At 71.3% G+C, this 13201-nt stretch carries 15 protein-coding genes; 9 read left to right on the forward strand and 6 right to left on the reverse strand.

What is annotated here, in order from left to right:
• The first annotated feature begins 200 nt into the window (after positions 1-200).
• Complete coding sequence (locus ACI2K4_RS22545; protein ID WP_404513887.1) at positions 201-1400, forward strand: glycosyltransferase; 1200 nt, start codon at positions 201-203, stop codon at positions 1398-1400.
• Here the strand turns inward: ACI2K4_RS22545 and ACI2K4_RS22550 are convergent.
• From ACI2K4_RS22550 to aroA, 4 genes are all read right to left on the reverse strand, one after another.
• Positions 1355-2296 carry a hypothetical protein gene (locus ACI2K4_RS22550; protein WP_404513889.1) on the reverse strand — a complete coding sequence of 314 codons (942 nt, stop codon included), beginning with the start codon at positions 2294-2296 and terminating at the stop codon, positions 1355-1357. The genes ACI2K4_RS22545 and ACI2K4_RS22550 overlap by 46 nt on opposite strands.
• Before the next feature lie 138 nt (positions 2297-2434).
• Positions 2435-3241, reverse strand: a complete 807-nt coding sequence (gene hisN / locus ACI2K4_RS22555; RefSeq protein WP_404513891.1) for a histidinol-phosphatase — start codon at positions 3239-3241, stop codon at positions 2435-2437.
• A 311-nt stretch (positions 3242-3552) separates the two neighbouring features.
• Positions 3553-4599, reverse strand: a complete 1047-nt coding sequence (gene rsgA / locus ACI2K4_RS22560; RefSeq protein WP_404513893.1) for a ribosome small subunit-dependent GTPase A — start codon at positions 4597-4599, stop codon at positions 3553-3555.
• 153 nt (positions 4600-4752) lie between these two features.
• The gene (aroA, locus tag ACI2K4_RS22565) at positions 4753-6063 is read right to left on the reverse strand and encodes a 3-phosphoshikimate 1-carboxyvinyltransferase (RefSeq protein ID WP_404513895.1); all 1311 of its coding nucleotides are present in this window, start codon (positions 6061-6063) and stop codon (positions 4753-4755) included.
• A gap of 143 nt (positions 6064-6206) precedes the next feature.
• On the opposite strand from aroA, the gene ACI2K4_RS22570 reads away from it, so the two are divergent.
• The 5 genes from ACI2K4_RS22570 (at position 6207) to rsrA (ending at position 9742) form a co-directional block, all read left to right on the forward strand.
• On the forward strand, positions 6207-6962 hold the full coding sequence (locus ACI2K4_RS22570) for an SOS response-associated peptidase (protein WP_404513897.1): 756 nt from the start codon (positions 6207-6209) through the stop codon (positions 6960-6962).
• 198 nt (positions 6963-7160) lie between these two features.
• The gene (locus tag ACI2K4_RS22575; protein ID WP_404513899.1) at positions 7161-7559 is read left to right on the forward strand and encodes a WhiB family transcriptional regulator; all 399 of its coding nucleotides are present in this window, start codon (positions 7161-7163) and stop codon (positions 7557-7559) included.
• Between the two features lie 50 nt (positions 7560-7609).
• Positions 7610-8233, forward strand: coding sequence for an alpha/beta family hydrolase (locus tag ACI2K4_RS22580; protein ID WP_404513901.1), 624 nt, complete (start codon positions 7610-7612; stop codon positions 8231-8233).
• Between the two features lie 314 nt (positions 8234-8547).
• A complete protein-coding gene (locus ACI2K4_RS22585; RefSeq protein ID WP_404513903.1) occupies positions 8548-9450 on the forward strand; it encodes a sigma-70 family RNA polymerase sigma factor in 903 nt (300 codons plus the stop codon).
• A gap of 4 nt (positions 9451-9454) precedes the next feature.
• Positions 9455-9742 (forward strand): mycothiol system anti-sigma-R factor, encoded by a 288-nt coding sequence (gene rsrA / locus ACI2K4_RS22590; RefSeq protein WP_404513905.1) that lies wholly within the window; start codon positions 9455-9457, stop codon positions 9740-9742.
• A 160-nt stretch (positions 9743-9902) separates the two neighbouring features.
• Here the strand turns inward: rsrA and ACI2K4_RS22595 are convergent, their stop codons facing one another.
• Positions 9903-9977, reverse strand: coding sequence for a 50S ribosomal protein bL37 (locus tag ACI2K4_RS22595; RefSeq protein WP_369814844.1), 75 nt, complete (start codon positions 9975-9977; stop codon positions 9903-9905).
• Between the two features lie 143 nt (positions 9978-10120).
• Here ACI2K4_RS22595 and ACI2K4_RS22600 point away from each other — a divergent pair, with 143 nt between their 5' ends.
• Both ACI2K4_RS22600 and ACI2K4_RS22605 read left to right on the forward strand, forming a co-directional pair.
• Positions 10121-10336 (forward strand): biotin/lipoyl-binding carrier protein, encoded by a 216-nt coding sequence (locus ACI2K4_RS22600; protein ID WP_404513907.1) that lies wholly within the window; start codon positions 10121-10123, stop codon positions 10334-10336.
• A complete protein-coding gene (locus tag ACI2K4_RS22605; protein WP_404513909.1) occupies positions 10333-10869 on the forward strand; it encodes a GNAT family N-acetyltransferase in 537 nt (178 codons plus the stop codon). The genes ACI2K4_RS22600 and ACI2K4_RS22605 overlap by 4 nt, the downstream gene beginning before the upstream one ends.
• Before the next feature lie 36 nt (positions 10870-10905).
• On the opposite strand, the gene ACI2K4_RS22610 is transcribed toward ACI2K4_RS22605, so the two are convergent.
• Positions 10906-11481: a TetR/AcrR family transcriptional regulator gene (locus ACI2K4_RS22610; RefSeq protein WP_404513911.1), complete on the reverse strand. Its 576-nt coding sequence runs from the start codon at positions 11479-11481 to the stop codon at positions 10906-10908.
• A gap of 118 nt (positions 11482-11599) precedes the next feature.
• Here ACI2K4_RS22610 and ACI2K4_RS22615 point away from each other — a divergent pair, with 118 nt between their 5' ends.
• On the forward strand, positions 11600-13195 hold the full coding sequence (locus ACI2K4_RS22615) for an MDR family MFS transporter (protein WP_404513913.1): 1596 nt from the start codon (positions 11600-11602) through the stop codon (positions 13193-13195).
• Positions 13196-13201: the final 6 nt, after the last annotated feature.

Consider the following 13201-nt stretch of genomic DNA (forward strand, 5'->3'; position numbering starts at 1 on the left):
CCCGGGCGGCCCCTCGGGACGGAGCCGGAGTTGCAGGTTTCGGCTCCGTCGGCCCCGGTTAACGGGAGACTCTGATCGAAAGCCCGTTGGCCCAGCCCCGGGGTGACGGGCCCGCCACCGGGACCCGCCCCGGCCAGCCCCGCCGCTGGTCCAGCCGCCTGGATGGCCGCTGGTCCAGCCGCCCTGATGGAGGTGTCCCGATGCGCGTCGGCCTGGTCCGCGCACACGCTGGCCCGCCCGGTCCGCCGAGTACGGCGACCGGGACGCAGCAGCATGTCGCACGGGTCGCCGCCGAGCTGAGCGGTCGGGGCCACGACGTACGGGTCTACGAGCGGCTGGAGGACCCTGACCTGGCGCCCGCCACCGAGGCCGACGGCTACCGGCTGGAGCGTGTCCCGGTCGGCCCGTCCACCCGGGCGCCCACCGCCGAGCTGGTGCCGCACGTACCGGAGTTCGGGCGCTGGCTGATCGAGCGGTGGTCCGGCGACTGGGCACCGGACGTGGTGCACGGCCACTTCTGGGTCGGCGGGCTGGCGGCGGCCAGCGCGGTACGGGAGACCACGATCCCGGTCGTGCAGACCTTCCACTCGCTCGGTGTCGAGCAACTGCGCCACCTCGGCCGGGCGTACGCCGGACCGGGCGAGCGGATCCCGCTGGAACGCGCGCTGACCCGGGCGGTCGACCTCGCGGTGGCGCAGTCCACCGACGAGGTCACCGAGCTGACCCGGATGGGGCTGGACCGGGCGGCGGTCACCGTTGTCCCGGCCGGCGTGGACATCGGCCGGTTCACCCCGGACGGCGAGGCGCAGCCGCGCGAGCGCCGGTCCCGGATCCTCAGCGTGGGCGGGCTGGCGCCGGGCCACGGACAGGAGGACCTGGTCCGGGCACTGCGCCTGGTCGGCGACGCCGAACTGGTGATCGTCGGCGGACCGCCGGCCGAGCAACTCGACGGGTATCCGGAGGCCCGCCGGCTGCGCGAACTCGCGGTGCAGAACGGGGTGGGCGAGCAGGTGCGCCTGATCGGTGACGTACCGCACGAGCTGATGCCAACCTGGTACCGCTCGGCGGACGTGGTCGCCTGCACCCCGCGCTACGTAGCCGCCGGGCGGGTGCCGCTGGAGGCGATGGCGTCCGGGGTGCCGGTGGTCGGCTACGCGCAGGGCGGGATCGCCGACACGGTGGTGGACGAGGTGACCGGGCGGCTGGTCCCGCTCGGCGACGTACGCGGTCTCGGCGTGACCCTGCGGCGGCTGCTCACCGACGACGCCCGGCGGTTCGCGTACGGGCACGCGGCGGTGGACCGGGTCCGGTGCAGCTACACCTGGGAACGTACCGCCGGAGCGCTGGAGCGGGTCTACGAACGGGTGGTCCGCCTGCGCCGCCCGGACGCCGAGGTGTAGGCCACAGGTGTTAGGAGGGGGCCCTTCCTATACAGAAAACGATAAGAAGGGGCCCTTCCTTTCCGGTGGGATTGGGGTTGGGCGTAGCGGGTCAGGGCGATGACGGTGGTGAGGGTGAGCAGGAAGCCGAGGGCGGCGAGCCACTCCCGGCCCGGCCAGATCTTGTCGTCGAGCAGCAGCAGGCCGACCACGGCGGCGGGCAGGGCGCCGGCCGCGTCCATTGCCGCCACCGCCGCCGTGGTGGACCCGCGCTGCATCGCCAGGCCGAGCAGGAGCTGTCCCACGACCGAGTGGGCCACCAGCAGGTAGAGCAGCGGGTCACGGGCGAACTCGCCGAACGAGTCGGCCGAGGCGAGCGGACGGGCCGCGATCGCCGCCGCGGAGAAGGCCAGCCCGGCCAGGGCGCCCAGCGCCACCGATCCGGGTACGCCCCGTAGCCGTACCGCGACGGCGCCGAGCATGGCGACCAGGGCTAATGCCGCGACCAGGGCGAACAGGACCGCCGGACCGATCGGTCGGGAGTGCGCCGGACGGGCGGCCAGCACCAGCGCGGTGATCCCGACCAGGAGGAGCACCAGCAGGACCACCTCACTGGCCGGCAGCCGCCACCTGAGCAGCAGTACCCCGAGCAGCGCGGTCACCCCGAGACCGGCCGCCACGGCGGCCTGGACCAGGAACAGCGGCAGGTCCCGCCGGGCCAGGAAGGCGAGGCCGAATCCGAGTGCCTGACAACCCAGTCCGGCCAGGTACGCCGGTTGGCAGGCCAGCCGCAGCAACAGCCCGGGATCGAAGGAGTGGCGCAGCGTGGTACGGGTCGCCGCTACCGACTGGAGCAGGTTGGCCACGCCGTACGCGACGATCATCGCCGCAAGGAGACACCAGCCCGCAGAGACCATCCGGCGAGGATAGAGGTTGCCCGGTGGCTCCGCCCGGGGTGGTGGGCCGACTCCCAAACCCAAGCAAAAGCCCTGTTCCGCTCCTGGGTGTAAGGAAGGGCCCCTTGTTAACGCATAGCGTTAACAAGGGGCCCTTCCTTACACCTGAGCCGGTCGGCCGAGCCGTCGGAGCAGGTCCTCGTGCAGCAGTCCGTTGCTGGCCACGGCGCTTCCGCCGGCCGGACCGGGACGGCCGGCGAGGTCGGTGAAGGTGCCGCCGGCCTCGGTGACGATCGGGATCAGGGCGGCCAGGTCCCAGAGCGACAGCTCCGGTTCGACCATGATGTCGACCGCCCCCTCGGCGACCAGCATGTAACCGTAGAAGTCACCGAACGCCCGGCTGCGCCAACCGCCCTGGATCAGGTCGAGCATCGCCGGCAGGCGGCCGTTCTCGGCCCAGCCGTCGAGCGAGGAGTAACAGACGCTGGCGTCGGCGAGCCGGCGTACCCCGGAGACCTTGATCGGGGTGGCGGCGGTGGTGTGCCGACCGGCGTACGCCCCGTGCCCGGTCGCGGCCCACCAACGCCGTCCGAGGGCCGGTGCGGAGACCAGCCCGACCACCGGTTGGTCCCCCTCCATGAGGGCGATCAAGGTGCCCCAGATGGGCACGCCCCGGATGAAGTTCTTGGTGCCGTCGATCGGGTCGACGACCCACTGCCGGGTGCCGGTGCCGGCGGCCGGGGCGACGGTGCCGTACTCCTCGCCCAGGACGCCGTCGCGGGGGCGGGTGCGGGCCAGGGTGGCCCGGATGGCCCGCTCCACCGCCTGGTCCGCGTCCGACACCGGGGTCAGGTCGGGCTTCGACTCGACGTGCAGGTCGTGCGCTCGGAACCGGGCCATCGAGATGGAGTCCGCCGCGTCGGCGAGCACGTGGGCGAGCGAGAGATCATCCGCATACCGGGCCATGGCCGGAAAGGTAGCCGAGATCGGCGGCCCGCGCGATCAAGGACCGCCGCTGGGCGTGGCGTCGGCGCGGCACGCGGCCGGTCCGGCGGGCGCCGGGGTCTGCGGCCCGCCCCGGCGGCATCGGGGTCCGTTCCGGCCCAGGCGGCCGTCGGGGTCCGCCTCGCCCCGAGGGAATCGGGGTCCGTTCCGGCCCAAGCGGCCATCGCGGTCCACCTCGCCCCGACTGGGCACCGGGGTCGGTTCCGGCCCAAGCGGCCATCGGGGTCCGCCGTGCCCAGGTGGGCTGCGAGGTCCGGCCCGGCGGGCCTCGGCTATTCGGTCTCGCCCGCGCGGGAGGCCAGCAACCGGCGGTACGACGCCAGGCGCCGCTCGTCCGCGTGCCCGGCGGCCACCCAGGCGGGTAACGCACAGTCGGCCTCGGCGGTGGTGTGCTCGCAGTTGGGCGGGCAGTCGACGGTCCCCTCGACCAGGTCGGAGAAGCCGTGCAGCAGGCTGTCGGCGGAGACGTGGGCGAGTCCGAAGCTCCGGATGCCCGGGGTGTCGATGATCCAGCCCGTGCCGTGCTCCCCGTCCGGCCCGCCGTGCTCCCCGTCCGGCCCGCCGTCGTTCTTGTCCGGCCCGGTGTCGTTCTTGTCCGGCCCGGTGTCGGGTACGGCGGGGAGGTGCAGCGCCACCGCGCTGGTCGAGGTGTGCCGGCCCCGGCCGATCGCGCTGACCGTGCCGACCGCCCGCGCGGCGTCCGGCACGAGCCGGTTCACCAGCGTCGACTTGCCCACCCCGGAGTGCCCGACCAGCACCGAGATCCGGTCGGCGAGCAGTCGGCGCAGCTCGGCGAGGTCGGAGTCGGGGCGGAGCAGCACGTACCGCAGGTCCAGTTCGGCGTAGTAGTCGAGCACCTCCTCCGGGCCGGCGAGGTCGGACTTGGTCAGGCAGAGCAGCGGGGTGATGTCGGCGTCGTACGCGGCCACCAGGCAGCGGTCGATGAACCCGGTACGCGGCGGCGGGTCGGCCAGCGAGCTGACGATGACAAGCTGGTCGGCGTTGGCGACCACCACCCGTTCCAACCGCCCCTCGGCGGTGGTCTCGTCGTCGTCGGCGGTGCGCCGCAGCACGGACGTGCGTTCGGCGATCCGGACGATCCGGGCCAGTGCCCCGTCTCGCCCGGTCGTGTCGCCGACCAGGTAGACCCGGTCACCGACCACCACCGACTTGCGCCCCAACTCCCGGGCCCGCATGGCGGTCACCAGTGGTGACCCGTCACCGTCGCGCTCCGCCCCGGCGATTCCGGTGTCGGGGTCCGCGCCGGCCAGTACGCAGATGTAGCGGCCCCGGGCGACCGAGACCACGAAGGCGGGCACCGCGTCGTCGTGCCGGGGGCGGGTACGCGTACGCGGACGCGACGAACGACCGGGCCGGACCCGGACGTCGTCCTCGTCGTACTCCCGCCGCTTGCCGGCCAGCTCGACTCCCTCGGTTGTGCCGCGACCACCGCGCGGACCGTCGGGGGCCGACTACCGCACCACGCCGCCGCCGGCCACCATCGCTGACCATAGTGCCGGGAACTCCGGCAGGGTTTTTGAGGTACACCCCACGTCGTCGAGTTCGACCCCGGGAACCGCCAGGCCGATCACGGCGGCGGCGTGCGCCATCCGGTGGTCGGCGTAGGTCCGGAAGGTCCCGCCGTGCAGCGGCCGGGGGTGGATCTCCAGGCCGTCCGGTGACTCGACCACGTGGGCGCCGAGCCCGCCGAGCTCCCGGGCCAGCGCGGCCAGCCGGTCGGTCTCGTGACCACGGATGTGCCCCACCCCGTGCAGCAGGGAGGGACCATCGGCCAGGCTCGCCAGGGCGGCCAGCGCCGGGGTCAGTTCGGCGACGTCGGCGAGATCCGCCTCGATGCCCTTGACCACCCCGGTGCCGCGTACGGTCAGGCCGTCGGTGTCCAGCGTGACCTCGCCGCCCATCCGGCGCAGCAGCGTGCGGAGGGTGTCGACCGGTTGCAGACTGCTGTGCGGCCAGTCGGTCAGGGTCACCGAGCCCCCGGTCACCAGGGCGGCGGCGAAGAACGGGACCGCTCCGGAGAGGTCCGGCTCGATGTCCCAGCCGCGCCCCGAGATGCGGCCCGGTTCGACCACCCAGACGTCCGGCGTGGTGTCGTCGACGCCGGCACCGGCCGCCCGCAGCATCTGCACGGTCATCCGCAGGTGCGGCGCGGAGGGCACCGGGGGGCCGACGTGGCGGACCGTGATCCCGTTGGTGAACCGGGGCGCGGCGAGCAGCAGCCCGGAGACGAACTGGCTGGACGCGGAGGCGTCGATGACCACCTCGCCGCCGGCCACCTCGCCGGTGCCGTACACGGTCAGCGGCAGGTTGCCGTTCGGCCCGGCGTCGATCCGCAGGCCGAACGAGGTGAGCGCGTCGAGCAGCGGCCCGAGCGGGCGGGTGCGGGCGACCGGGTCACCGTCGAAGGTGACCGGCCCGTGCGCCAGCCCGGCGACCGCCGGTGCGAACCGCATGATGGTGCCGGCCAGGCCGACGTCGACGTGGGCCGGGCCGCGCAGCGGGTTCGGTCGGACCAGCCAACGTTCCTCGTCGACGGTTGACACCTGCACCCCGAGCGCGCGCAGCCCGGCGGACATCAACTCGGTGTCGCGTGCCCGCAGCGGTCGGCGCAGGGTGGAGGAGCCGACCGCGATCGCGCTGAGCACCAGGGCCCGCGCGGTCATCGACTTGGACCCGGGCAGGGTGATGGTGGTCGTCACCGGTTCGGACGCGGTCGGGGCGCTCCACGGTTCGACGGGACGGATCGCGGTCAGATGTGCCACCCGTCCATTCTGCCGCGCCCGCCGTGGGCGTTCGACTCGGCGGTCCGGTCGCTCCCGTTTGCCGGGACGGTCGGTCCGCCGCCGGATCGCTGGTTGATCTCGCGGGGCGGCCGGTTGCCGGCGGACGGATTAGCGTGGGGGACATGTGTGGGAGGTACGCGACGACCCGCAGCGCGGCGGACCTGAGCCAGCTCTTCGAGTCGTACGACGAGACGGGTGGTCGGCTCGGCGCCGATTACAACGTGGCGCCGACCGATTCCATCCCGATTGTCCGGATGGTGGCGAATGCCCCGGCCGAGGATCGGGCCGACGTCGACGGCACCGCTCGACGCGCACTCTCGCTCGCCCGCTGGGGTCTGGTGCCGGCCTGGGCGAAGGACGCCCGGGGTGGCGCCCGGATGATCAACGCGCGGGCCGAGACGGTGGCCACCACCAACGCGTACGCCCGGTCGTTCGCCCGGCGGCGCTGCCTGGTCCCGGCCGACGGTTGGTACGAGTGGGTCCGTCGGGACGGCGGCAAGCAGCCCTACTTCATGACCCCGGCCGACGGCGGGGTGCTCGCCTTCGCCGGGCTCTGGTCGATCTGGAAGGGGCCGGACGGCCCGTTGCTGAGTTGCAGTGTGATCACCACCTCGGCAGCGGGTGAACTGGCCGACGTACATGATCGAATGCCGTTGCTGCTGGAACCGGGGCGCTGGGGTGAGTGGCTCGACGGCGGGGAATCGTCACCGCACCTGCTGGCGCCGCCGGCCGCCGAACTGCTCGCCGGAATCGAGATTCGTCCGGTCGGTCGGGGCGTGGGTGACGTACGCAACGACGGTCCCGAACTCGTCGCCCGGGTGAGTGCGCCGCCATTGCGTACGGGGCCGGCCGCGCCCGATGATTTGACGCTTTTCTGAGCGTCGTCGCCACATTGGCGCGTGCTGATTTGCCAGAGTTCGGGGTGAAACGTCGCCCTCGACTTCGCGCAGGTTCTGTGCAAACCCTTGTCTCCGCCAGCGATAGTGCGATAGAACACAGCGCCGGCAGTGGGTACCGATTCGCACCGGGCGGGTGAGGCCCACCGATCATGCCGGTCCCACGGGGGAGGTGGGTGGATGACACGGGCGCGGATGCCACGCCCGCACGAGGTTGCCGCGGCACGACGAGACCCGCGATTGTTGCGGGCGGTGGCGGAGCGGCAACTTGACGATGCCTGGCGCACCAGAGGCGTGTGCCAGAGCGTGGACCCGGAAACATTTTTTCCGGCACCGAGCGAACCGGCCGACGCGGCGGTCGCGCTCTGCCGTACCTGCGACGTCCAGGGCGCGTGTCTGGCCTGGGCGTTGGAGGTGGGCGACTGTCACGGGGTCTGGGGCGGCACCACGCCCCGGGAACGCCGGGCCATGCTGGTCGCCTGGCGGGGGCAGGTGCAGCGTGATCCGGACACGGTGGTGGACGACGGCGGTCCGCCGGTACGAGACCGGTTGCTGACGCTGGTGCCACTGAGTCGCTGAGCTGACGACCGGCGCGGTGACGCCGGTGCCGGCGGGGGCAGAATGACCAGGTGTTCCGTGGTGACCAGCTTGTCGACACCCCCAGGGGGCCCGCACGGGTCGATCTCGACCCCTCCGGTACCGGCCCACCCGTCAGCCTGCTCGTGTTGGGACACGGCGCGGGTGGGGGCGTGGACGCGCCCGACCTGATCGCCCTGCGTGACCAGGCGACCTCCGCCGGCGTCGCGGTCGCTCGGGTGACGCAGCCGTACCGGGTGGCCGGGCGGCGCGCACCGGCCCCGGCCAATCACCTCGACGAGTCCTGGATGGCGGTGGTCGCGGCGCTGCTGCCACGGCTCCCCGGTGTGCCGCTGGTGGTGGGTGGTCGGTCCAGTGGGGCCCGGGTGGCCTGCCGGACCGCGGCGGCGGTCGGGGCCGCCGGAATCGTGGCGCTCGCCTTTCCGCTGCACCCGCCGGGACGACCCGAACGGTCCCGGGCGGCCGAGTTGCTCTCCGGCGTGCCGACCCTGGTGCTCAACGGCGACCGGGACCCGTTCGGCATGCCCCCGGCCGGCACCGACGTCGAGGTGGTGTCCCGCCCCGGCGAACGCCACGACCTGCGGGTGGATCCCGCCGGTACGGCCGCGCTGGCGCTCGGGTGGTTACGCGAGCGGGGTTGGGCCCGGCCGTCCTGACCCGGTTCCGACCGCCGGTCGGCCCGGTTTCTGACCGTCGGTCGACCCGTTTCTGACCATCGGTTGACAAAACTCGCGCCGTTTCCCGGGCCGGGGGAGATCGTTGCAACTCATGATGCCGGGCTGCGGGACCGCAGGGTTCGTGGACACCGGGGTCGGCGTCATCCTCCCAGGCCCTTCCTGGTCCCAGCCGTGAACGCCCCAGCCAAGGGTTGCCGGTTGGGGCCAGGGATGGGGCCGGGATCACCGGAATGCCCCACCGGTCGCCGAGCGTTACAACCTCCGGAAGCTACTCATGCGAGGGGGTTGACCGGGTGCCGACCGAAACACGAATTCCCGGGCGCGGCGAGCTCGACACGGGGCCGCACCGCCTGCTACGAGGCCAGCGGTCGGGGCGGGCGACACGTGAACTCCGCGCGGTGAGCACCGGCACGGCCGGAACCCGATCTGTCGACCACTCTTTCCGCGTATCCTCGGCGGGAAAGTCGACTGGTTCGGTGGCGTCGCTGGCGCCGTCGGAACTGGTCCTGAGCCCGTCCCGGCCGTCCGTACCCGGCCGACCCAGGGATGGGCAACCGAGGCGGGGGGACGTGCGGTTGACACGACCGGAGAAGGCTACGGACGAGCGTCGGGCGCGGTTCGAACGGGACGCGCTGCCCTTCGTCGATCAGCTCTACGCGGCCGGCCTGCGGATGACCCGCAATCCGGCCGATGCGGAGGACCTGGTCCAGGAGACCTTTTTGAAGGCGTTCGCGGCTTTTCACCAGTTCGAAGAGGGAACGAACCTCAAGGCCTGGCTCTACCGCATCCTGACCAACACGTACATCAACTCGTACCGGCGCCGCCAGCGTCAGCCGATCCAGGCGCCGACCGAGGAAATCACCGACTGGCAGCTCGCGGAGGCGGAGTCGCACACCTCCAGCGGCCTGCGGTCGGCCGAGACCGAGGCGCTGGACCGGTTGCCGGACAGCGACGTCAAACACGCGCTCCAGCAGTTGCCGGAGGAATTCCGACTCGCCGTGTACCTCGCCGATGTCGAGGGCTTCTCCTACAAGGAGGTCGCGGACATCATGGGAACGCCCATCGGTACGGTAATGTCCCGGCTGCACCGGGGGCGGCGTAATCTGCGCAAGCTGCTCGAGCGTTACGCCGCGGACCGTGGTTTCCATGCGGCTACGACGTCCAAGGACTCCGCCGCAGCCGGCCGGGAGGTGTAGGACCGTGAGTTGCGGTGAACCGCACGAGACCGATTGCCGTGAGGTGCTCGCCGAGGTGTATCTCTACCTCGACCTGGAATGCGCCGACGAGCGACGGAACCTGATTCGTGAGCACCTTGACGACTGCACCGGATGCCTGCGTGAGTACGGCATCGAGCGGGAGGTGAAGGCGCTGGTCGCCCGTTGTTGCGGCAACGAGACGGCGCCGACCGAGTTGCGTGAGCGGCTTCGTCTCCGCCTCACCGAACTGGTCTTCGAGACCGACCAGTCGCGCGAATACCTGCCCGACTGATCCGGACCCGGCGACAGCCGGAATCCCACGGCCGCGGGCTTCCACGTGCCCGGTTCCGACGGCCGCCGGGCTCGACGTCCCCGTGTCCCGCGCGGGCCCTGGTCCAGGGCCCGCGGCGGGACCGCCGATCATCTCCGCCGGAGGGCGGAGTGGGCGTCGGTCAGGAGTTGGGGCGCTTGCCGTGGTTGGCGGCGCTCTTCTTACGTGCCTTCTTCTTGCGAGACTTCTTCGCCATGCTGGCCTCCCGTCGGACAGGTTCTCCCGGGACCGGGAGTTGACCCGATGATGTTAGTCCGCCCCGCCGTGCTCCCGGCGCGGGCGGGCTCGTGATTGGATACCGTTCGCAGGCAACACCACGCCGACGAGGGAGGGCCCACCATGGCCGAGGAGATTCGCGCCGAGATGGTGGCAAACGTCTGGAAGGTTGTCGCGAGCGCTGGCGACACCGTTTCCGAGGGTGACACGCTGGTGATTCTCGAATCCATGAAGATGGAGATCCCGGTGATCGCGGAGTCGGAGGGCGTGATCCGCCAGCTCGCGGTCAACGAGGGCGACGTGGTGCAGGACGGTGACCTGATCGCGGTCATCGAATGAGCGATCTGCTCGTCCGACCGGCGGTGCCGGCCGAGTTTCCGGCGATCGCCCGGTTGACCGTCGCGGCGTACCAGGACGCCGGTCAGCTCGACGGGGCGCAAACCTACGCCCGGACGTTGGCCGACGTGGCCGGTCGGGCCGGCGCGGGTGAGCTGCTGGTCGCGGTCGACCCGGACACCGGCGAGGTGGTCGGGTCGGTGGTGTTCGTGCTGGCCGGCACCAGGCTCGCCGAGATCTCCGCCGACGGCGAGGCGGAGTTCCGGATGCTCGCGGTGGATCCCTCGGCCCAGGGCCGGGGAGTCGGCGAGACGCTGGTGCGGGCCTGCGTGGACCGGGCGGTCGAGCGGCGGCTGAGCGCGGTCGTCATCTGCGTACGGGACTTCGTGGTCAACGCCCAGCGGCTCTACGCCAGGCTGGGCTTCGTCCGGGTGCCGGAACGGGACTGGAGCCCGGCCCCCGACGTGAGACTGCTGGCCCTGCGGCTCGACCTGGCGACGGTGGCGACCGATCCGGTGACCGTCGTCGGGCCGTAGCCGACGCAAGCCGCGCTGGTACGCGTACGCCGGAGGTCAGGAGCCGGCGGTGCCGATCCGGTCGAGCAGCTCGTGGGCGATCTCCAGGGCCAGGTCCCGCCGTTCGGAGTCGGTGATCTCACGGTCGCGCAGCGCGAACCAACTGCTGTGTACGGCGAACAGCGCGAGCGTCGCCCGTAGTTGGGCGTTGGCGGAGTCCTCCGGCGCGGCCAGCACCGTGGCGAGCCGGATCATCCGCTCGCGCATCATCTGGCCGGCGGGCAGGCTCTTGAGCACCGTCTGGTTCTGGTCGAAGAAGCGCATCACCGAGTGGCCGGTGCTGCCGAAGAACTCTTCCGCGTAGCAGCTCAGCAGTTCGCGTCGTCGGGTCGCCGCGTCGACCGGCAGTTCCTTGCCCAGCTCGATCAGGGCGTCGAGCCGGCCGAGCCGATCCTCGACGAAGCTGTTGACGATGTCGTCCTTGCTCTTGAAGTGGTAGTACAGCGCGGCCTTGGTCACGCCCAGGCGCTCGGAGATCTCCCGTAGCGAGGTCTTCTCGTAGCCCTGCTCGGTGAAGAGTTCGAGCGCGACCGCCTGGATCCGGGCCCTGGTGCTGCCTGTGCTCTCGGACACCGGACCCCCGCCTGTCGAATTCGGCTTGACTGGACCTGCCCATCAGCTTACCGTGCGGCTAGTAAGGAAACTAGCCGGCCGGCAAGTAAGTTGGTTGCAGCTCAGGGGGAGCTTACCGATGACCCAGACCGAGCAGGCGGCGGTACGACCGAACATCCGGGTCGTACTGGCCGGCCTCATGATCGCGATGATGCTCGCGATGCTCGACAACATGATCGTCAGCACCGCGCTGCCCAGGATCGTGGGTGAGTTCGGCGGACTGAACCACTTCACCTGGGTCGTCACGGCCTATGTGCTGGGCACCACCGTGTCGACGCCGATCTGGGGAAAGCTCGGCGACCTGTACGGGCGCAAGACCATCTTCCTCACCTCGATCGTGATCTTCCTGATCGGCTCGGCGCTCTGCGGAATGGCCGGCTCGTCGATGTTCGGCGGGACCAAGGACGGCATGATCCAGTTGATCGTGTTCCGGGCCGTACAGGGGCTCGGTGCCGGCGGCCTGATGGTCGGCGTGATGGCCATCATCGGTGACCTGGTGCCGCCCCGGGAGCGGGGTCGCTACCAGGGGCTGATGGCCGGGATCATGGCCATCGCCATGGTCGCCGGACCACTGGTCGGTGGTTTCATCACCGACAACCTCTCCTGGCGTTGGGCGTTCTACGTCAACCTGCCGCTCGGCGGGCTGGCGCTGCTGGTCCTGATCACCCGGATGCACCTGCCGAAGTACCGTACCGAGCACCGGATCGACTGGCTGGGCGCGGCCCTGCTCTCGGTCGGCATCACCGCGATCGTGCTGATCACCACCTGGGGCGGCAACGAGTACGCCTGGGGCTCGGCCCAGATCCTCGGCCTGACCGCGCTGGCCGTACTCAGCCTGGTCGCCTTCGGTCTGGTGGAGCGGCGGGTGCCGGAGCCGATCCTGCCGCTCGGCCTCTTCGCCAACCGCAACTTCGCGGTCATCTCGGTGATCGGTTTCCTGCTCGGCTTCTCGATGTTCGGCGCGATGAACTTCCTGCCGCTGTTCCAGCAGACCGTGCAGGGTGCCTCGGCGACCAACAGCGGTCTGCTGCTGCTGCCACTGATGTTCGGCATGCTGGTCGTCTCGATCGTCGCCGGCCGGGTGATCACCCAGACCGGCAAGTACCGGATCTTCCCGATCATCGGTGGCGTGGCGATGACCGCCGGCATGGCCCTGCTCATGATGATCGGCGTGCACACCAGCAAGACCGTGCTCTCGCTCTACATGGTCGTACTCGGGGTCGGCATGGGCTTCCTGATGCAGACCTCGATGCTGATCGCGCAGAACAGCGTCGAGCAGAAGGACCTTGGCGCGGCAAGTGGCGCCGCGACCTTCTTCCGGTCGATCGGTGGCTCGTTCGGCATCTCGCTGTTCGGCGCGATCTTCGCCGACCGGTTGCACGACAGCATCTCCGAAAAGCTCGGCACCCAGGCCGCCGACCAGCTCAGCAGCGGCGGTGGCGGCGGTATCGACCCGGCCCGGCTGGACGAGATGCCGGCGAACGTACGCGACGCGGTGCTCGGCGGACTGGCCGACTCGATCTCCGGCGTCTTCGGCTGGGCGGTGTTCTTCGCCGCCGCGGTCGCGGTGCTGGCATGGTTCATCAAGGAGATCCCGCTGCGTGGCGGCGAGGCGGCCGCCGGCAGCCCCGAGGAACAGGCCGAGACCGCGCTGGCCAACGCCCCGGTGCACTGACCCCTT

The sequence above is a fragment of the Micromonospora sp. NPDC050397 genome, assembly GCF_044901685.1.
Lineage (GTDB): Bacteria > Actinomycetota > Actinomycetes > Mycobacteriales > Micromonosporaceae > Micromonospora_G.